This window comes from Streptococcus sp. 1643 (genome assembly GCF_006228325.1).
GTDB lineage: Bacteria > Bacillota > Bacilli > Lactobacillales > Streptococcaceae > Streptococcus.
The window spans coordinates 459,838-480,678 of sequence record NZ_CP040231.1 but is presented as its reverse complement, the minus strand read 5'-3'; the positions used below and the strand labels follow the sequence as shown (position 1 = coordinate 480,678).

General features: G+C 41.9%; 13 protein-coding genes. All 13 read right to left on the bottom strand.

Annotation, left to right across the window (positions count from 1 at the left end; all coding sequences use genetic code 11):
* Positions 1-229: 229 nt before the first annotated feature.
* The 13 genes from FD735_RS02725 to murF all read right to left on the bottom strand — a co-directional run bounded on the left by FD735_RS02725 (position 230) and on the right by murF (position 20,789).
* Positions 230-8,488, bottom strand: coding sequence for a ZmpA/ZmpB/ZmpC family metallo-endopeptidase (locus tag FD735_RS02725; protein ID WP_139658402.1), 8,259 nt, complete (start codon positions 8,486-8,488; stop codon positions 230-232).
* A 296-nt stretch (positions 8,489-8,784) separates the two neighbouring features.
* Positions 8,785-11,577: an isoleucine--tRNA ligase gene (ileS, locus tag FD735_RS02720; protein ID WP_139658401.1), complete on the bottom strand. Its 2,793-nt coding sequence runs from the start codon at positions 11,575-11,577 to the stop codon at positions 8,785-8,787.
* Positions 11,578-11,828: 251 nt separating this feature from the next.
* Positions 11,829-12,623, bottom strand: coding sequence for a DivIVA domain-containing protein (locus FD735_RS02715; RefSeq protein ID WP_001123189.1), 795 nt, complete (start codon positions 12,621-12,623; stop codon positions 11,829-11,831).
* A gap of 16 nt (positions 12,624-12,639) precedes the next feature.
* The gene (locus FD735_RS02710; RefSeq protein ID WP_000028988.1) at positions 12,640-12,894 is read right to left on the bottom strand and encodes a DivIVA domain-containing protein; all 255 of its coding nucleotides are present in this window, start codon (positions 12,892-12,894) and stop codon (positions 12,640-12,642) included.
* A gap of 8 nt (positions 12,895-12,902) precedes the next feature.
* Positions 12,903-13,694 carry an RNA-binding protein gene (locus FD735_RS02705; protein WP_125422164.1) on the bottom strand — a complete coding sequence of 264 codons (792 nt, stop codon included), beginning with the start codon at positions 13,692-13,694 and terminating at the stop codon, positions 12,903-12,905.
* Complete coding sequence (locus tag FD735_RS02700) at positions 13,691-13,951, bottom strand: YggT family protein (RefSeq protein ID WP_000576500.1); 261 nt, start codon at positions 13,949-13,951, stop codon at positions 13,691-13,693. Before FD735_RS02700 ends, FD735_RS02705 begins: the two co-directional genes overlap by 4 nt.
* The gene (locus FD735_RS02695; protein ID WP_000053366.1) at positions 13,951-14,481 is read right to left on the bottom strand and encodes a cell division protein SepF; all 531 of its coding nucleotides are present in this window, start codon (positions 14,479-14,481) and stop codon (positions 13,951-13,953) included. Before FD735_RS02695 ends, FD735_RS02700 begins: the two co-directional genes overlap by 1 nt.
* Positions 14,482-14,490: 9 nt before the next feature.
* Entirely contained in the window at positions 14,491-15,162 is a 672-nt protein-coding gene (locus FD735_RS02690) for a YggS family pyridoxal phosphate-dependent enzyme (RefSeq protein ID WP_049505659.1), read from the bottom strand.
* 3 nt (positions 15,163-15,165) lie between these two features.
* Complete coding sequence (ftsZ, locus tag FD735_RS02685) at positions 15,166-16,422, bottom strand: cell division protein FtsZ (RefSeq protein ID WP_000144261.1); 1,257 nt, start codon at positions 16,420-16,422, stop codon at positions 15,166-15,168.
* Between the two features lie 16 nt (positions 16,423-16,438).
* Positions 16,439-17,809 (bottom strand): cell division protein FtsA, encoded by a 1,371-nt coding sequence (ftsA, locus tag FD735_RS02680; protein ID WP_000196345.1) that lies wholly within the window; start codon positions 17,807-17,809, stop codon positions 16,439-16,441.
* Between the two features lie 215 nt (positions 17,810-18,024).
* The gene (locus tag FD735_RS02675; protein ID WP_042768581.1) at positions 18,025-18,729 is read right to left on the bottom strand and encodes a TIGR02206 family membrane protein; all 705 of its coding nucleotides are present in this window, start codon (positions 18,727-18,729) and stop codon (positions 18,025-18,027) included.
* Between the two features lie 88 nt (positions 18,730-18,817).
* Positions 18,818-19,429 carry an NUDIX hydrolase gene (locus tag FD735_RS02670; protein WP_125391363.1) on the bottom strand — a complete coding sequence of 204 codons (612 nt, stop codon included), beginning with the start codon at positions 19,427-19,429 and terminating at the stop codon, positions 18,818-18,820.
* Positions 19,416-20,789, bottom strand: a complete 1,374-nt coding sequence (gene murF / locus FD735_RS02665) for a UDP-N-acetylmuramoyl-tripeptide--D-alanyl-D-alanine ligase (protein ID WP_125391364.1) — start codon at positions 20,787-20,789, stop codon at positions 19,416-19,418. The genes FD735_RS02670 and murF overlap by 14 nt, the downstream gene beginning before the upstream one ends.
* Between the last annotated feature and the right edge of the window lie 52 nt (positions 20,790-20,841).

Sequence of the window (20,841 nt, the reverse complement as noted above, 5' to 3'; positions counted from 1 at the left end):
GATTTGAATCCCCTCTATTCTACCGAAATTTACTAGATTATTCAATTTATTTGCTATAAATAATAGCCACAAAAAACTGCTAATCTTTTCAGTTCATTTGCGCTTTCAAAATCCTTATCTTATCAGATCTAGAATGCACAAACAAGATCATGGAGAAACCAAAGAAAAAATTCCTAGGTAGCCTTAAACCTAGGAATTTTTCAAATTTTAATCAAACAAAATCGTTTCCTTATTTCTTGAAAATAGACTGTCTGAAGTCGTCTGTCTCACGAAGATAAGCATTGTAAATCTTCTTCTTGAGCAGGTTGACCCAGCTAGCTTCGACACGGCTAGTAGCATTGGTAATGTTGCGTACATCCTCTGCCACGGCTGCGTCCATCAACTGCTGCATCTCTGCATAAGAACGAATGGTTACTTTCTTGGTACTGTTTGGATTTTTAAGCTCGTACTCAATGGTAATTGGCTTCAGCTTGGTCAGCTGATCAATCCGCTCTTGGTACATAGCTTTCTTGAAGGCTACCCAGGAATCATATTCGCCTTTGAATACATTTTCCAAGACTTTCTGATCCGTCACTAGACCAACATCTCTTCCAGACCATCCGTCCCACGTTTTCTTCCCTTCATCGAAAGCTTCCTGAGAGTACTGACCAGAAACATAAGGGACAAATCCGTCATGATAGCCCTTGGCTGCCAGTAATTCATAGGCTGTGCGACGGAACATAACGTCACCTGGTGCTCCATTTGGATTGCTCAAGGCTGAGTAAATTGGTGAGAAGAGGCTGAGACTGAGGTAGCCATTTCGACCATATTTCCCACTTTCCTTATTCTCCCGACGAGTGATCACATCATTTTCAATCAGGGAGTCAAAGGTATTCAGCTGCTTGATTTCCTCAGCTGTGAAGCTTCGCGTCTGGTTACCTGCGTGGGTCTCCTTACCATACTTATCTGTAATATAGTAATTCTCCATCTTCCTGAACCACTGTAACTTGGCAGCATCACTCTGCTTCAACATAGAAGTACCTTCTAGATAGTCCAAGGTGTAGATCATGTCAAACATACCATGGACATAGTGTTGCAGGTCTGCTTCATTTTGAACACGTTCCTTGAAATTATAGGTATGCATACGTGTCTTCGAATCCTTGTCCACCTTGAAGAGAGTATTGAGCGTAATAGTTGGTTCATCTGCGCTCGGCGAAGATTGCAAGAGTCCGCGAGCATAGAGTTCCGCACCTAGTCCCTCACGACGACCATAACCTTCAAAGTAAATTGCACCGTCAGAGTTATGGGTCATTTCATGGGTGTAGACAGAGTTTCCATAGTCTTCCAACAATTTAGCAGCATCAAAGTGAGTTACACTACCCGTAGCATAGGCATTATATCCCTTGCTTGGATACCACTTGCCAGCTGGTCCAAAGAATTCCTGCATAGCCTGTGATTTTTTGTCATTAGCTGGAGCCCAGTATCTTTGACCATTCTTGTCAACCAATGAGAATCCATCATACACCAGAACCGAACGGAAGAGCTTGTCCTTGCTTTCTGGACTGAGAATCTTATACCAGAAATCATAGTGGTCGCGCTGGTATTCAGCTGTTTTTCTCACTCTGTCTTCGACATATTCAACTAGTTCTACGTCTGTGCGCACTCTGTTATTGGCATCCAGGCGGTAGCGATCATAAGCTCCCATAGAGAGGGTAGACATATTAGAGATAGCATAGACACCTTTCTCCGTCATGGTCAAGAGTGGCAGGAGCATGCCCTTGTGTTCCCAATTATCTGCTGTAATCTTGTCATAAACACCGACAGAGTACTTGCTCTTGCCCTCGGCTGCGTCCTGAAGCTGTCTCGCTTCTGCTACATCGGATTTAGCCTCAACGATGTAGGCTTTTGTATTGGTCTTGAGCCATTCATTATTGGTCTTGTATGGCAGGAAGAGCTGACGGTAGCCTTCAAGGTAATTGAAGAGTCCTCGCTTGCCAGTTGCTTCAGAGAGCGAATTATCATACGCTGTATAGTTGTTCTTAGCCTTGAGATTCTCAAGTCCTGATTTCCCTAAAGCAATGATTGTATCAAGAACCGAAACGTCATTCTTACCATAGAAATCCATCTTGTAAGCCGACAAGTCCTTAACATTAAAGTTGTCATAGTTGATATTGTACCAACGGTTAAGGTAAGTCAAACCCAATAGGAAAGCTTCTTTATCAGCAAGAATCTTCTTAACAAGATAATCCTTAACTACTTCACCTTCAGTATTGATAGCCTTATCCATAGCCAGCACTTTGCGAAGCTCACCTGATAGCTTACTTTTCACCTGCGTAAATGCGGTGTCTAAGTATAGTTCATTCAAAGAAGTATCTGCGGCTACTCCGAGAGCTGTTCGCATAGCTGGCGAATCAAGAACGACTTTGTTCAGCTCTGGCAACACTTGATTTAGAATACTTGTATAATCTGATACGAAGGCTTCTGGAGTATAAAGAAGGTCTAACCCCTTGATACTATACTCAGCAATGCCTCGATTTACGAAATCTCCCTGATAAGATATTTCTAGATAGTCAATGGTATTGTCCATGTAGTGAAGCATCAAACGATTGATTGCTGTTTTATTGCTATGGATATCAGTGATAATCTGGTCACCCTTCATCGGAACAACATCCAGTAGGTACTCTTTGTTCAACTTATGCTCTTTCGGAATCTTGTTCGCAAACGAAACAATGGTTTCTTTATTGTAGAAAGGAAGCAGTTTCTCCATATTTGCGTAAGAATATCCGCGGTCAAATTGAGCATTGTTTACTTCACCATAGTCGACAAAACTCATATTTAGATTCGTGTCATCTAGGCTAGTCGTGATGTCCATAGCAGTCAGTTTTTCTTCCATTTCTTCTTGAGTAATTGTAGAAGTAACAAACTGATCGTTCTTCAAGGTTTCACTTTTAGCAACTTTATATGCTTGCGTAATGCGGTCGTTTTTGTAGCCCTGATCCCCAGAAATACTGTAAACATTTGTACCGCTAACATTACTGATAACATTATCAACTAAACCATTAAAGTAGTTCGAGCCGACCACTCCACCGATTTGACCGTTAGTGGTTGAATTATATAATTTTCCTGTCACATACGATTTGGTAATTCGAGCGTTGTTTTCTAGACGTCCAACCAAACCACCGATACGTTGTTCATTTGATCGAGCACCACTAATAATCGTTACGTCTGCTTTACTTTGGCTAAGAAGAGATTCTCCTCCTTTAAGGTTTGCAACCAAACCACCTACGTTATAAGCTTTGATGTGTTGACTGTTAGATAGGATAGTCCCCGCAAAGGAACTATTTGTAATTTTCGTATTGGTTCCATTAACTACAAGACCTGCTACGTTAGAGGCGTTGCCTACTACCGATACTCTCCCCTGAACAGAAACATCTGTGATTCGCGCATTCTCCGCATTGCGTGCCAGCGCAGCCGAGTCATAGGTACCCACGATATTCACATCTTTAAAGTCAATATTTGAAATGGCAGACCCACTCTTCAGGTTTTCAAATAAAGGCTTGGCTAGATTGTAGATAGCGTATTGCTTGCCATTTTGACTACCTGTCAGACTACCTGTGAAGTTCCCTTTGAGATAGACATAATCCGCAGGAGCTAGGTTGACCTCACTCGCATCCAAATCAGCACCCAACACATAGTTTCCTGCCATATTTCGCTTCATAGCGTCTACTAATCCAGCAAAGCTGGTGTAGACATTTTGCTGACTAGGGACTGCCTTACTGATGTAGAAGTCGTGCCCAGACTTGTAGCCCGCTTCACTTTCTTGGACGAGCTCAGGAAGGGTTACATTAACCTTATAGACTGCCTTGCCATCTTTCTCTGCTTCAGAAATGCTGTGAACTGGTAGAAGAATTTCCTTGGATTCGCTTGATTTGATCTTGACGAAGTAAGTAGACAGATCCGTAGGCATAGAGCTCATCGACACAAAGCGCTTGTATTGGTCGTTTTCTTTATGATAAAACTCAACGGAATCAATATCACGGAAGGCAATCTTCTTGTATTCTAACTCAAAGTTACGACTGTCTGTTTCAAACTCAGTAAAGCTGCCATTATCCAGTTCATAAGTCAACTTGGTTTTTAGAGTGTAGCCTGTGTAGTAGTCTAGGTCGCCAATTTTTAAGCTGCCAGCAAAGTTGGTAATTGGAAGAGTGCGAATCAGCTGGTCTCCCTGGTACAATTCTGCAGTCGCTGAACGGAAGGACTGGGTCTGGTCTTCCAATCTATATTGGACCGTCACCGACTTATCATCAGCATTCTCAGTCAGACTTAGAATGGAAACAGTCGGCTTGACTTTAGGCACTCCATTTAGAGATTCTTTGGCTGCTGTCAGGCTAGCAAGAACTTGGTTGACCTGTACTTGTGTAGCAGTCTGATTGTTCAAAACTTTGTCTGCCTTGGTCAATTCGTCAGTATAAGCTGTCTGCTTTTCTGAATCCGCATTCTTATATTTAACCGAAGTTTTAACTCTTGGATTTAAATCGTACTCAGTCTGAAGAGCTGTTTTAACTACTTCAAGACCACTTAATTGAGCCTTGGCTTGATTGATTTGTTCCACCAGTTGGTTGACTTCTGCTTGGCTGACTTGGGATTGGCTCAGAATCGCTTGACCAGCCGTCAAAGCAGCATCATAGTTAGCTTGATGACTCTGACTATCGTTGAAATAACGGGCCTGAGCTTTAATCTGATCCGCTTCTGCCAAGAGATTATGCAGTGAAATTAAATCGAACTCCTCTAAAGCATCTGCTTTCGGTGCATCATTTGGTACCATGCTTGGTTTAGCAGTTCCGACTTTGACTACTTGCGTTACAGGAGCTAGAGTTTCCTCATTGGATAATTCTTGGCGGTCAACCTCTTGACTGTTAGAACTGTAGACACGAGTCTTAATCGTGCGCTCACCCTCAACACCTGGTGTTGTGATTTGACGAGCATCTCGAACAAGCTCATCGGTTTCTTCTTCACGAATGCTAAAGTTAATTTTCTCAACCCGAGTTTCGTCAGTATAAGTGAGTGGATACTCTGGCAAAGCGTCTGCTTTTGGCGCATCGCTTGGTACCATGTTTGGCTTAGCTGTGCCGACTTTGACAATTTGTGTTACAGGAGCCAAAGTTTCTTCATTAGACAACTCTTGGCGGTCGATTTCCTGACCGTTAGAACTGTAGACGCGAGTCTTAATGATGCGTTCGCCTTGAACACCCGGGGTTGTGATTTGACGAGCATCTTGAACAAGCTCATCCGTTTCTTCTTCACGAATGCTAAAGTTGATTTTTTCAACGCGCGTTTCGTCAGTATAAGTCAGCGGATACTCTGGCAAAGCGTCTGCTTTTGGCGCATCGCTTGGTACCATGTTTGGCTTAGCTGTGCCGACTTTGACAATTTGTGTTACAGGAGCCAAGGTTTCTTCATTCGAAAGTTCTTGACGGTCGATTTCCTGACCGTTAGAACTGTAAATGCGAGTCTTGATAGTTCGTTCACCTTGGACTCCCGGAGTTGTGATTTGGCGGGCATCTCGAACAAGATCATCCGTTTCTTCTTCACGAATTGTGAAATTAATTTTCTCAACCCGAGTTTCGTCGGTATAAGTGAGTGGATACTCTGGCAAAGCGACTGCTTTTGGCGCATCGCTTGGTACCATGTTTGGCTTAGTTGTGCCGACTTTGACAATTTGCGTTACAGGAGCCAAGGTTTCTTCATTAGACAATTCTTGACGGTCAACAACTTGATCGTTAGAACTGTAGACACGAGTCTTAATGGTCCGCTCACCCTCAACACCCGGAGTTGTGATTTGACGAGCATCTCGAACCAATTCATCGGTATATTGCTCCTCAATGTTGAAGGCTATTTTCTCAACGCGAGTTTCATCGGTATAAGTCAGTGGATATTCTGGCAGAGCATCTGCTTTCGGTGCTTCGTTCGGTACCATGGTTGGTTTAGCAGTTCCGACTTTGACGATTTGTGTTACTGGAGACAAGGTTTCTTCATTCGAAAGTTCTTGACGGTCAACAACTTGACCGTTGGAACTGTAGATTCGGGTCTTAATCGTACGCTCACCTTGAACTCCTGGAGTTGTGATTTGGCGGGCATCACGAACCAATTCATCGGTATATTGCTCCTCGATATTGAACGCAATCTTCTCAATGCGGGTTTCATCCGTATATGTCAACGGATACTCTGGAAGAGCGTCTGCTTTCGGAGCTTCATTCGGTACCATAGTTGGCTTAGCCGTGCCGACTTTGACAATTTGCGTTACGGGAGCCAAGGTTTCTTCATTCGAAAGTTCTTGACGGTCGATTTCCTGACCGTTAGAACTGTAGACACGAGTCTTAATCGTGCGCTCACCCTCAACACCCGGAGTTGTGATTTGACGAGCATCTCGAACAAGCTCATCCGTATATTGCTCCTCGATGTTAAAGGCTATTTTCTCTACGAGGGTTTCATCCGTATATGTCAACGGATACTCTGGAAGAGCGTCTGCTTTCGGAGCTTCATTCGGTACCATAGTTGGCTTAGCCGTTCCAACTTTGACCACTTGCGTTACGGGAGCTAGAGTTTCCTCATTAGACAACTCTTGGCGATCGATTTCCTGACCGTTGGAACTGTAGACACGGGTCTTGATAGTCCGTTCACCTTGGACTCCTGGAGTGGCGATTTGACGAGCATCTTGAACTAGCTCATCCGTATATTGCTCCTCGATATTGAAGGCTATTTTCTCTACGCGCGTTTCGTCGGTATAAGTCAACGGATACTCTGGCAGTGCGTCTGCTTTCGGTGGATCGTTCGGTACCATGTTTGGCTTAGCCGTGCCGACCTTGACGATTTGTGTTACGGGAGCTAGTGTTTCCTCGTTGGACAACTCTTGGCGGTCAACCTCTTGACCGTTAGAACTGTAGACACGAGTCTTGATGGTTCGTTTACCTTGGACTCCCGGAGTTGTGATTTGACGACTTCCTTCTGGAATCTCATCTGTATATTGCTCGTCAATAGAAAAATCAATCTTTTCTATTCTAACCTCATCATTTGTAGTCAATTCCAACTCAGAGTTCTCTTGAACAGGCGCTGTTTCTGGAGTTGTGCCATATTCCGTCAGTTCTGGAATCTCTTGAACTGGTGATGTCTCGGGACTGGTGCCATATTCTGTCAATTCTGGAACTTCGTGAACTGGAGATGTTTCAGGACTTGTGCCATATTCTGTCAGTTCTGGAGTCTCACGAACCGGAGACGTATCAGGACTAGTTCCGTATTCTGTCAATTCTGGTGCTTCATGAACAGGCGCTGTTTCAGGAGTTGTACCGTATTCCGTCAGTTCTGGAACTTTGTGAACTGGCGCTGTCTCAGGAGTTGTGCCATATTCTTCCAATTCTGGAACTTCATGAACTGGAGTTTCTTTGGGTATCGAGTTAGTTGGAGCTGTTCCAACTAAAATAATTTCAGAAACAGGTTCAAGCGTCACTTGATCAGAAATCATTTCGCTTTTCACGATTTCTTGATCCTTACGAAAATGACGAGTCACTACTGTACGTTGACCTCGAACACCTGATTGTATAACTTTTGATTGGCCTTGAGCCAATTCATCAGAATACTGGTATTTTGTCTGATAAGGAAGTTCTTGAACTGACTCCTGCTCGCTAATTTTTAGTTCTGGCAAGTCATAAACGGTGCTTAGACGAGCAGACTCTCTCTCCTTGGCAGCTATAGCTTCTCTTTCTTCCTCAGTTAAAGCATCCCCCTTATCTGAAACAATCTCTTTCATATCAAGATTTGTTTCACTCGGTTTAAGTTCACTTCCCTTCTCTTTCTCCCAGTCAAGTGTCGGATTTTCCTTCAGAGCAGAATGAGCTAAATGACTATCATTTTGTTCTTCATTCTTTAGATAACCGATATAGTCGTAACCGTCAATTTTCAATGGCGCTGGAAGTGCATCTCCAAGACCCAAGTTAAGACTTTGATTATATGCCGCAAGTTCGATATTCGTCACTGCTAAGACTGTTGGAGATAGCAGTATGGATCCCATTCCAGTTACCAACAAGATAGAAGATAAATACCTCTTCCCGTTCCTGCCTCTAACAACTACAAGCACTAGTAATGCAAGACCCATCGCTGTAAAAGTTGATTCCCAAAGACCGGAATGACCTGTCTTAGGGAATACTCCAGATGAATCCCCTTGAGTAGTCGGACGATAAACTAAGTAATAGGTCTCTGAAGCATCCTCAACATGCTTTGGAATCTCCCTGATCAAGGCACTCTTCTCTGCCTCCGTCAATTCAGACTCCACTACGTAGTGGTATTTGACCTGAGCAGACTGCTGACTTTGAATTTCTGCTGCCTTCACATAGGTCAAGTCCCCAGCTATTTGGCCACTCAAAAAGAAGCTTCCAATAGTCGCCGAAACGAGCCCAACGGACAACTTCCGGAAAGAAAAGCGCTGTCGTTTTTCTCCATAAAACTGATGTGTCATTCTAAAGATTTCCTTTTCAATATATTATTCAATCCTTTCTATTCTACCTGATTTCACTTGATTATTCAAATTATTTGTCGCGATTTTTAGAAGCAACACATGCTTTTTAAAATTACCGAAAAACGACTCCTCTTTTTAAAAAATCTCAAAAAATCAACTTAAAACTCTCCCTAAAAATGTTGAATTTCTATATCTTTGTCCTAAGCTTTTACCAGCAAAAAAAAAGAGAGAAATGACTTTCTCTCTTTTACCTTTCCTCTCATCTTAAACTATGAGAAGACATATTTCTAATCTGATTATTTCGCTTCAAATCCTTCTGCAACTGCATCCGCAAAGTTTTCTTCTACGATGCTTGCACAGTGGTCACAGATGACTGCATGGTAGCTACGTTCTGCAGTAGTTGGATCGATACGACGGCAACGGTCACATACTTCACCTGTAGCGCGTTCAACTGTGAAGGCGACATCTTCGAAGCTAACTGCACCTTCTGGAGCTGTACCTTCAGCGATGGTCAATTCTGACACGATCAAGAGTTGAGCCACATTGCTATCCACCGCTCCAAGAAGAGTTTTCACCACTTCATTTGGGTAAACTGTCAAGTGAGCCTCAAGTGATTTACCGATAACTTTTGCATTACGAGCTTCTTCCAAGGCTTTTTGAGCCTGTCCACGGAATTCCATGAAAGCTGCCCATGTATCCAAGATTTCTTCTTGGTTGGCAAAAGTTTGAGCCTCTGGCAATTCTGACAATTGAACGAATTCTTCAGCTTCAAACTCAAGATAGGACCAGATTTCCTCTGCTGTGTGAGGAAGGATTGGTGTCAAGAGTTTGGTGATTTTCACAAGAATGTCATAGAAGACAGTCTGCATTTGACGGCGTTCCAATGATTTGGCACCCTCGATGTAAACAACGTCTTTGGCAAAGTCAAGGTAGAAGGCTGACAAATCAACGTTGATAAAGTTCACCAAGGCCTTGTAAATTGTCAAGAATTCAAAGTTGGCATAGGCATCACGAATGGTCTTCACAAGCTGGTTAAAGCGAATGGTCATGTACTTGTCAACAGAACGAAGCTCATCGTAAGCTACTGCGTCTTGAGCTGGATTAAAGTCAGATGTGTTGGCAATCAAGAAACGAAGAGTGTTACGGATCTTACGGTAAGTTTCAGAGACTTGGCTCAAGATATCCATAGAGATACGCACGTCATTGCTTGAGTCCACACTTGTTACCCAGAGACGCAAGATTTCCGCACCAAATTGTTTTTCAACATCACTTGGAGCAATGGTATTTCCAAGAGATTTAGACATCTTCTCACCTTTACCATCAAGGGCAAATCCTTGTGACAAGATTTGTTTGTAAGGAGCAACGCCATGATTAGCAACAGATGTGATAAGTGATGAGTTGAACCAACCACGGTACTGGTCAGAACCTTCAAGGTAAAGATCTGCTGGGTATTTGAGTTCTGGACGGTTGACCACTACTCCATTCCATGATGAACCTGAGTCAAACCATACGTCCATGATATCTGTTTCTTTCTTGAACTCGCCATTTGGTGAACCTGGATGAGTAAATCCTTCTGGCAAGAGGTCCTTAGCATCACGTTCCCACCAGATGATAGAACCGTGTTCCTCAAAGAGTTGAGCCACGTGCTCAATCGTTTCAGCTGTCATGATTGGCGTTCCGTCTTCAGCATAGAAGATAGGAAGGGGAACTCCCCAAGCACGTTGACGAGAGATAACCCAGTCGCCACGGTCACGAATCATATTGTAGAGACGAACTTTCCCCCATTCTGAGTGGAACTTCACTTTTTCAATTTCATCCAAGATTTCTTGGCGGAATTTAGATACAGAAGCAAACCACTGTGGAACAGCACGCCAGATGATCGGTTTTTTCGTACGCCAGTCAAATGGGTATGAGTGAGAAATTTCTTCTTGAGCAAGGAGCAAATCACCCAGTTTTTCGATAACAGTCGGCACAACCTTGTCATAGAACTGACCCGCAAATTCAGGACCAGCATTTTCCATCATAATACCGCGTTCGTTAACTGTTACAGCAACTTCAAGGCCGTTGGCAACACCGACATTGTAGTCGTCCTCACCAAAACCAGGGGCTGTATGGACAATACCAGTACCAGAGTCAGTCGTAACGTGGTCACCAAGGATTACCAACTCATCTACAGCCGTATCCCATGGGTGGACTGTTACGATGTGATTCAATTCTTGACCACGGTAGGTCGCCAAGACTTGAACATCAGCCCAGCCGAATTTCTCAGACAGACTATTCAACAATTCTGAAGCAACTACAAACTTACGAGATTCACCAGCTGGTTGAACGACTACGTAGTCAATATCAGCTCCAACTGTCAAACCACGAGAAGCTGTGATAGTAAATGGAGTAGTTGTCCAAACTACGATGTAAGTGTCTGTATCTAGGACACCTTTTCCGTCTTTGACGCGGTTAGCATAGTAAAGGGAAGTTGAAAGCAAGTCATGGTATTCAATTTCTGCTTCTGCAAGGGCTGACTCAGATGACCATGACCAGTAAACTGGCTTGGCACCACGGTAGATGTAGCCTTTCTTAGCCATTTCTCCGAAGACACGGATCTGAGCCGCTTCATAGTCCGGAGTCAAAGTCACATAAGGATTTTCCCAGTCACCAGAAACACCCAATCGTTTAAAGTCTTCACGTTGTTTATCTACTTGAGAAAGAGCGTACTCGCGGCAAAGTTTCAAGTACTCAACCAAGTCCATTTCTTTGCGTTTAACGCCCTGTTTTGCCAAGACTTGCTCGATTGGCAATCCATGTGTATCCCAACCTGGAATATAAGGGGCGTAAAATCCTGACATAGACTTAGAACGAACAATAATATCTTTAGAAATCTTGTTCATGGAATGTCCAACGTGGATATTTCCGTTTGCATACGGAGGTCCATCATGCAAGGTGAAATGTGGTTTCCCTTGGTTCAATTCTTGACGACGTTGGTAAAGTTTTGCTTCTTCCCATTCTTTTTGCCAAACTGGTTCTTTGGTTGGAAGACCAGCACGCATAGGAAAGTCTGTTTTCCCTAGATTGAGGGTTTCTTTAAGTTTCATTGTTACTCCTTTAATTTAAAATGACAAAATAAAAACCACGATTCGCAAAAAGGACGAAAATCGTGGTACCACCTTTGTTCGAAAAAAGACAGCGTCTCTTTTCCTCTTTTCCCGTAACGTGGGGGACGTCCAGTCTTACTGCTTTCAGACTGGATTGCTTGAGAGGATAATCTAACCACTAGGGATTGCAGGACTCTCACCATCTCCCGCTCGCTGAAAATATAGTTGGTTGGATCTTGTTCTCACATTTTTTATAGGATAAGAACAGATTCTTTATTTGCATCGTTCTCAGTTGCCGCAGTAGCTTCTACTTCAACTGACTCTTCATGCTGGTCACTTTCTTCTGTCTGTTGATTTTGTTGAGCTTCAAACTCAGCTAATTCTTTGTTACCAGCCTCGATACGAGCTTGTAATTCAGCAACCTCTTCTGGTGTGAATTGACGAGTCATATCAATTGGTTCTTCCTCTGGTTGTAAAGATACGGATTCACCAAGAACTTCACCAACCACTTCTTTAAAGGCTTCATCACTTGTCTGAAGGTAAGTAGCTGTTGGGCGAAGAATATCTTCCCAATCAGATGATTCAACAATTGCTAACTGACTTTCAATCGTAGACTTGAGGCGTTGATGGAATACACGGCTCTTGTTCTTCAACTCTTCTGTCTCAACAGCCACTCTCTTCGCATTATCTGTAGCCTGACGGAGAATTTCATTTGCCTTGTATTTCGCTTCTTCAAGCAAACGCTGAGCATCTTGTTCAGCTTGTTGAATAATATTGTTTGAACGTTCTTGAGCAGCTTGTTTGACACGCTCAGCTGTATCTTGAGCAATCAAAACTGACTGACTCAAGGAATCCTTCATCTCATCAAAGTAAGACAAACGTTCTTCCAAACTTTTGATGTGTGTCTCTTTATCGTGATTACTACGAACCAAGTCTTCATAATCACGAACAACGATATCAAGAAACTCGTCTACTTCTTCTGGGTCAAAACCTCTAAATCTTGTGCCAAAGGTTTTATCTTTAATTTCTAACGATGTAATTGGCATACTTTTCCTCACTTACTTAATAAAAAATAGAATCATTAATTGCTTCTGGTTCTTGCTCGCTTGTTACTGTTCTCTTAGGAATATCATTCGTATAATAGGAAAGACGTTCTTCTAGTTTTTTGATATAGAGTTCAGTTTCATCTTTGTATCGAATCATCTCCTCTAATTCAAAGTAAATCTTATCAAGAAAGAGGTCAACTTCTTCCTGATTGTAGCCTCTGAATGTTCTTGAGAAAGCTTTATCACTTATTTCTTGTGGTGTAATCGACATATTTCTTCTCACTTGCTTAAAAGTAGCCGGACTGTTAGTTTTTTCTTATCCTTTTTGGTCTGACCATTGTCTTTGACAACTTTCAAACGACCAAACTTTCTCACACTGATCAAATCTCCAACTGTAACCTGGTAATCACTTTTTTCAACCACATGATAGTTTACCTGGACAGATTTTTTCTCTATCAGTTGACTAGCTTGGTTTCTAGATAATTTCAAGGCACTTGATAAGAGGGCATCCAATCGAAAACTCGAAACTAAAATTTCTCGTTCTCTATAATCAATTTTAGACAAAATCCTATCGGTAAAAGGACGTTCCTCCAGCGATACAGGAAGTCTGCCAATCTTTCTTATTCCATCCTGAAAAAGAGGAATGAAATCACGATTGACAAAAATCTGTGCTCTCTTTTCATCTACCAAGATATCACCAAATAATTTACGGTCAATTCCTAGCTGGTTGATGATTGTTCCCAATATTTTTCCATGACTCAGTTGTTCAAACTTACTCGGATAGCAGATTTCCAACAAGGCCATTTCAAAGTCTGATATCTCTGGTTCAAAGTAATCTGGATAGAGAAGAACTCGAACCGACTCTGTCGAAAGAAAATCACCACTACTTTGGCAACCCAGTCCATATGTCCCAGCTAACACCCTCAAGATCTGTTCCTGATGGGGATTGATAAATGGAGTAAGCACCGGTGCATATGTATCTTCTACCCGCTTGATCCACTCTAATCCCTTATCAATAAAAGGAATATCATCTTGGGAAAAATGCTGATAAATGGCTCGATTTACTGTCATAGTAATAGGACTAGTCGTGTTAAGATATTTCCAACAAACTGAATCAAAATCAGCGCCGCCCAAACCGTAAAATCAAGACCAGCAAATTGTAGATTGAGCTTACGAAGAGGCTCAATAACTGGGCGAGCAAGTCTGATAACTAAGCGACCTAGCTGGCTTTCATAGGCATTTGGAAACCATGAAAGAAGAGCAAATGCAACGAGAATGATCGAGTAAATGCTAACCGCATTTTGGATTAAACGAATTAAGAAAATCATTATCTTGCTCTATTTCGTTTAATATCAAAACCAAACTCAGCGCTTTGTGATTCATCTGGAAGTTTGATATCTTCAATATTCACGATAACGTTGACAGGAGTCAATAGATACATCGTACTCGCAACTTTTTTCATATTTCCAGCCAAGACATGACGGGCTCCGTCCAAGTAATCAAGGCAACGACGGGCTTGTACTTCTGTCATGTATTGGAAATCAATCAAAATACTTTCATTTCCAGCCAACAAATCTACAATTTCAGTTGCATCTTCATATTTTCTTGGATAGCGAACGTCAATTGTCACTTTCTCATCTGAACGATGGCTTTGCATTGCCAATTCTTGCTGACGCGCATGAAGACGAGTAATATTTGCATCTTTTGCTGATCCTGACTGAGCAGGTGCTGGTAATTCTTTAGAAGATGAGATGGCTGGGCTAACTGTTTCCTCTTGTTGAGTCTGGTAGTTAGTCGTTTCTTCTCCGTCTTCTGTAAAATAATCTATAAATTTATCGAATCTATCTTTTAAAGACATAGCTCTCTCCTATTTAAAAAATGCTGTACCGATTCGAACAAAGGTTGAGCCGAACTGAATCGCTTCTTTAAAATCACGACTCATTCCCATGCTTAGCTCCGTCATCGGCATATTAGGGATTTGTTTTTCTCTAATTTCTGCTTGCAGAGCCTGCGTATCCTTGAAAATTTCTTTCAATTCATCACTGTCTGCCTCAAAAGGAGCCATGGTCATTAAACCAACATACTCAATCTGATCTAACTTAGCCAATTCTGGCAAAAGTTCTAGCAATTCTTCTTTTGAAAATCCATGCTTGCTTTCTTCCCCAGAAATATTGACCTGCAAGAAACACTTGATAACATGATCTGTTCTCTTTTGAATTTCCTGGGCTAACTTTAGGGAGTCTAAAGCATGAAAGTAATCCACAAATGGGATTACTTCTTTCACTTTCCGTCTCTGTAGTGTTCCTATTAAATGCCAAGTAACTGGGTAATCTTTCAAGGCCTGATATTTTTCTAAAAATTTATCAACTCGATTTTCACCTATATGACGGACACCAAGCGGAAGCAAGGCTTCCGCTGTTTGTACATCTACATACTTTGTCACTGCGATTACTGAAACAGCATCTAGAGCACGGTTGGCTTCTTGACTAGCATCAGCTATTTGCTGAAAAACTAATTCAGTATTTTTTTTCAAATTCATTGATTAACGATTTTTGAAGAATGGAGGTGTATCCAATTCATCTTCATCTTGTGAAACTGGTGTTTCGAAGCGTTCTACTGGTGAAACAACGGGATCTGTTTGGCGAACAATAGACTCACGACGCAAGTCCCAGTCTCCAAAAGCAGACGCTTGGTTTGTTTCAAAACGACGTGGGCTTGATTTAGGCAATTCTGCTGTCTCTTCCAAGTCGAATTGACGGTCAAATGTGTGTGCTTGTGGCGCTTTAGTTGATGGACGTCCAACTGGTTGGTTGTTACGAGCTCCAACTACTTTTTCCACGCGCTCTTGACGAACACCTGTCGCTACAACTGTAACACGGATTTCATCCTTCATGCTTTCGTCAATTGATGTTCCAAGCCAGATGTTTACACCTTGGCCAGCTGCTTGGTTGACGATTTCTGAAGCTTCTTCTGCTTCAATCAAGGTCAAGTCAAGACCACCAGTAACGTTGACGATGACATCCTCTGCTCCATCGATAGTTGTTTCAAGAAGCGGAGAGTAAATTGCTTTACGAGCCGCTTCAACAACGCGTTCTTCACCACTACCGATACCGATACCCATAAGAGCATTTCCTTTATTTGCCATTACAGTTTTCACGTCAGCAAAGTCAAGGTTAATCAATCCTGGGTTCGTGATCAAGTCAGTGATCCCTTGAACACCTTGGCGAAGAACGTTATCTGCTTCGCTAAGAGCTTCAAGAAGTGGCGTTTTCTTATCAACAATTTCAAGCAAGTTGTTATTAGAGATAATCAACAAAGTATCAACATGCTCGCGAAGTTCGTTGATTCCTTCTACAGCGTACTGGCCACGTTTACTTCCTTCAAATCCGAAAGGACGTGTCACGACACCAACTGTAAGAGCACCAAGATCTTTAGCGATACGTGCAATAACAGGAGCTGCACCTGTACCAGATCCGCCACCCATACCAGCAGTGATAAAGACCATGTCTGCTCCAGTGATAGCTTCCGTCAAAGCTTCTTCACTTTCTTCTGCAGCTTTACGTCCTACTTCTGGACGACCTCCAGCACCCAAACCACGAGTCAATTTAGGACCAAGTTGGATAACTGTTTCTGCTTTCGTACTGCTAAGGGCTTGTACATCAGTGTTGGCTGCGATAAATTCTACACCAGCAACACCTTCGTCAACCATGCGGTTAATGGCATTACCACCACCACCACCGACACCAATTACCTTAATAACTGCGCCTTGAGCTGCTGCTGTATCAAATGAAAATGTCATAATTTCTTATCCTCTTTTATTCATCAAACATGCTTCCGATCAAACCACGGAAACGTTCTGTTAGCTTCGGTTTACTTTGAGAACTTGCTTGGAATTCTTCCTTGGGAGCAACTGGAGCTTCCTGCACAGTTTCAGCTGGAGCTGCTTGTGCTGGACTTGGTTGCGCTACTGGATTCAAACGTTGATTTGGAATGCCAAAGTTGATTGGTTTTTGACGAAGGAATTCATCTCCTTTAACTGCTTTTTGTGCAAGAAGATTGACTTCAGTCAATTTACCAGCAAACTCAGACAAGCTAATCACATGCGCAAATGCAGGGTTGCGAATTCCAACTTGATTTGGTACATAGAGTTTTACTCGAACACCAAATACTTCTTGGGCTAATTCAACAATTCCTGGCAAAATTGCATTTCCACCGATAAGGACAATACCTCCAGGCAAATCTAACAAGTGTCTTCTTTCCAACTCTTGTTTGATTTGGTCAAAGATATGTTTGATGCGTGCTGAGATAATTTCTGCCAAATAGCTTTCTGTTACTTCAACAGGTTCTACTTCACCAATTACTTCAACTTGGAAAGTTTCGTTACTTGCAAGTGGAACGTAAGCTTCACCATAGTTCAGTTTCAAACTTTCTGCAATTTTTTGAGATGTTTTCAAGACTTTAGAAATGTCTTTTGTAACGTAATCTCCACCTTCTTGGTAGATATTAGTGAACTGCAATTCCTGGTTACGGATAGTCGCTACAGTAGTCTGACCTCCACCCATATCGATGACAGTCGCACCAAATTCGCGTTCGCCTTCGTTGAGAACGGAGTTCACGATTGCCAAAGGTGAAATAATCACATTATCAACATGAATACCTACACGCTCAACTGTCTTACGAAGATTGTGTAGAATCGTACGAGGACCTGTGTAAAGCAGACCACGCATTTCCAAGCGAACACCCATCATACCACGAGGGTCACGAATTCCTTGGAAACCATCCACGATGAATTCTTCTGGAATAAAGGTAATCACTTCACGGTCAGGAGTCATGCTCTTTGTCAAAGCTGATTTGACAACATTTTCAACATCTTGATCTGTGATCTCTTTAGTATCTGATGTTACAGGAATCATTCCTTGTGTTGGTTCAACCTGCAAGAGGTTTGCTGGAAGGCCAACGTTAACAGACTTAATAGAAATACCCGCTTTCTCTTCTGCCTGTGTGATTGCAGATTTGATTGCTGAAGCAGCTGCTTCAATATCAACAATAATTCCGTCTTTTACACCTTTACTTTTGGCATTGCTAACACCAATTACATTTACTTCGCCATCTCTATGCTCAGCTACTAGCACTTTAATCGAGCTAGTTCCGATATCTAAGCCTGTAAAAAAACCATCTCTAGTCATTACATCGCATCCTCTCTGTCTTCCAAGTTTCTCACTTCTATTTAATAACTATGTTTGGGCATAGCTATTCAAAGAATATTATAACACAAAAAATCCAATCGTGCTTAGTTTTTGATAAAATTCCTAGTCATTTTTCACTTTTTATTTCTATTTTTTTATCTTAACAGCCTTACTTTAAAAAAGTATCGTTTTTTACAAAAAAAGAAAGCTTATACCTAAGCTTTCTTCACAAGTATTTTTTCTGCTTTCTGCTCTAAAAAAACTTCTAATACTTTCTTGGTCAAACTAATAGCTGTAGCTAATACCAACGACACAATCAGATAATTAGCAACTAAGCCATGATCACCAACCAATGGTGGCTTTGTCAAGAATCCATAATCTCCTCCAGTCACTAAATTAACCACAAAAATCAGAGCATTAAGTGAGAAGGTTAATAAAACAATCCGCTTAACATCCAATAATCTAGAGTCATACTGTCTAAATAAGTAAACCAAAGAATTTCCTAGAAGAGCTAGGTGACCAAAAATGAAAGACAGGATGGCTATGTGGGGAAAAGGATAGGCATCTGGTACTGGATAAACAAAAGCTGCCAGCGTTCCAAAAATTCCAAGTAGAGAAAAATATTGCTTGTATTTTGACTTACCAGGAAGTAATAGCACTACAAACATCGCCATACGACAATGATAAAATGGTAAACTTTCTGACAGCGGCATGTGATTTCCCCAGTACCAACTATAGAGAAGAATCAACTGGACAGCTTGTAAAATTTGGAAAAAACGTTGATAGACTTTTTTATCGTAATAGCGATAAGAAGCATAGAAGGTCAAAGCTAATAAAGTAAATAAACTTACATACCAGACAAGATCAAATTGGGGTGGTTCTGTGGCTTTCGTCGTAAAGAAAATATCCCATAAATTCATTTAATATTCCTCATTATTTCAAAATCTTCTCACATATTATACCATGTCAATCGAAAAAAATGAATTCAGAAATACGATAATAATCTTCTCAGTCAAGATATTGGTCTCTTTGTCCTTTATAAACCTGCCAAAGAATCTCCATTTGCTCCTTGGTGATGCGTTTTTCAGATAAGGCTGGCAATTGGTCAATGGCAAAAAATTGAAGGTCAGCAATTTCTTGATTTTCTTGAAATTGTCCGTCAAGAAGTTGGCATTCAAAGACAAACTTAGCATATTGTTTGCTCTGTAGTTGGAAACGATTGGTATCAAAAACTGCAAGTAACCTTTCAGTTTTTGCTGTAAAACCGGTTTCTTCTTCAATTTCTTTGAGAATATTTTCGGTTGGAGAGTAGCCGACTTCACCAAATCCACCTGGCAAAGCCCAACTATCCTCCCCTTTTCCTCTAACTAAACAGACTTTTTCATCCTCAACAATCCAAGCACGGACGTCCATCAGAGGAGTTGCATAAGCGGACGTTGGTTTCAAGACTTCTGCCACTTCTTCTGCATCGAGGTCTGATACCTGATTCAACATTTCAGATAACAGGATTCGCAAGTCCTCGTAGCGCTCACGGTCGAAAGGATCTTTTGTAAAGGTTAATCCAGTATCCGTAATAGCTAACATTCTTTGCAGATACTTGGTAAAATCATTTGCATTCATTTTCTAAACTTTCTACCAACTTGGCTAGATTCATGGAGTTCGAGCCTTTGAGCAGAATTTGGTCATTGGCTCCAAGGCTTTCCTTAACCTGCTTGACAAGGTCTTCAAATTGGTCCTCGTCAGCTGTTTTCTTGAAGTAGAAAACGTGACCGATTGGGAACATTTGACTGGCAAGTTGAGCCAATTCTGCAATATCTTCTCCATAGAAAATCACGGTATCCAGCACATCTGGCGATAGGCTCAAAATCATCTGGTTATGGAGTTGGACAGACTGGTCTCCGAGTTCCTTCATGTCTGCCAAGACAGCGATTTTCTTGCCTCCTTCGTTGGCTGGGATAGCAGAAAACGTCTCCAAAATCAACTTCATAGCAGTTGGATTGGCATTGTATACGTCAGACAGAATATCTGCTCCATTGGCTGCCTTCTTCCACTCAGTACGATTGCGGGTCAATTCTAGGTTCTGAAAGGCCTGATGAATTTGCTCCTCTGAAACTCCTTCTTGTAGAGCCACATAAGCAGCAATCATAGCATTGGTGGCATTGTACTTACCTGTCACTGGTAAATCGAGGGCTTGTACCAAGAAATTCGCCTTAAAGGTCAGACTATCCTTGCGCTCTACCAAGTCTGTGATTTCTAACTCAGCTCCTTGCCCAAAACGGACCACTTTTTTATCTGTAGGCAAGTAGTTCTCTACAATCGGGTCAGCTGGTGCCAAAAGCAAAGAACCTGGTGCCATACCATCAGCAATTTGCATCTTTCCTTTAGCGATTTCCGAACGGTCTTTGAAAAAGGCCAAATGAGCCTCTCCAACCAAGGTCACGATGGCTGTCTTAGGATGAGCCAATTCAGACAAGAGATGGATATCCCCCAAGTGATCCTGCCCCATCTCCAAGACCAACTTTTCTGTTCCTTCAGGCATGTGGAGAACTGTGTAAGGAAGGCCAATCTCGTTATTGTAATTGCCCTGAGTTTTGTAGGTCTTGTAGGTTGTTGACAGTAAATTCGCCAACATATCCTTGGTCGTCGTCTTGCCATTTGAACCCGTAACGGCAAAGACATCAACAGCCGTTTTCTCAAGATAGTAGGCTGCGAGGGTTTGAAAGGCAGTCAACACGTCGTCTACTAGAATGTAGGGATGATTTGCAACCTCTTTCTCAGACAAGGTTACTGCTGCACCATTTTCAAAAGCTGTTTCGATAAAGTCATGACCATCACGCGCACCTTTAAGTGGCACAAACAAATCACCTGTCCCAATCAAACGACTGTCAAACTCAGCCTTTTCTAACTGAACGTCCGCAAAAAGACTAACGTCATTTTTAGCTCCTACAACTTGGGCCACTTCATGGATTGTTAATTTCATTTCTACTCCTTTAAAAAGGGTTGAAGTCCAAGAACTCTAGTCACCATGCAGT

Excerpts from the sequence above, each read along its gene's own strand:
- ftsZ (WP_000144261.1), bottom strand. The coding sequence starts at position 16,422 with ATGACATTTTCATTTGATACAGCAGCAGCTCAAGGCGCAGTTATTAAG.
- FD735_RS02695 (WP_000053366.1), bottom strand. The coding sequence starts at position 14,481 with ATGTCTTTAAAAGATAGATTCGATAAATTTATAGATTATTTTACAGAA.
- FD735_RS02705 (WP_125422164.1), bottom strand. The coding sequence starts at position 13,694 with ATGACAGTAAATCGAGCCATTTATCAGCATTTTTCCCAAGATGATATT.
- ftsA (WP_000196345.1), bottom strand. The coding sequence starts at position 17,809 with ATGACTAGAGATGGTTTTTTTACAGGCTTAGATATCGGAACTAGCTCG.
- FD735_RS02675 (WP_042768581.1), bottom strand. The coding sequence starts at position 18,729 with ATGAATTTATGGGATATTTTCTTTACGACGAAAGCCACAGAACCACCC.
- FD735_RS02725 (WP_139658402.1), bottom strand. The coding sequence starts at position 8,488 with ATGACACATCAGTTTTATGGAGAAAAACGACAGCGCTTTTCTTTCCGG.
- FD735_RS02700 (WP_000576500.1), bottom strand. The coding sequence starts at position 13,951 with ATGATTTTCTTAATTCGTTTAATCCAAAATGCGGTTAGCATTTACTCG.
- FD735_RS02690 (WP_049505659.1), bottom strand. The coding sequence starts at position 15,162 with ATGAATTTGAAAAAAAATACTGAATTAGTTTTTCAGCAAATAGCTGAT.
- ileS (WP_139658401.1), bottom strand. The coding sequence starts at position 11,577 with ATGAAACTTAAAGAAACCCTCAATCTAGGGAAAACAGACTTTCCTATG.
- FD735_RS02670 (WP_125391363.1), bottom strand. The coding sequence starts at position 19,429 with ATGAATGCAAATGATTTTACCAAGTATCTGCAAAGAATGTTAGCTATT.
- murF (WP_125391364.1), bottom strand. The coding sequence starts at position 20,789 with ATGAAATTAACAATCCATGAAGTGGCCCAAGTTGTAGGAGCTAAAAAT.
- FD735_RS02710 (WP_000028988.1), bottom strand. The coding sequence starts at position 12,894 with ATGTCGATTACACCACAAGAAATAAGTGATAAAGCTTTCTCAAGAACA.
- FD735_RS02715 (WP_001123189.1), bottom strand. The coding sequence starts at position 12,623 with ATGCCAATTACATCGTTAGAAATTAAAGATAAAACCTTTGGCACAAGA.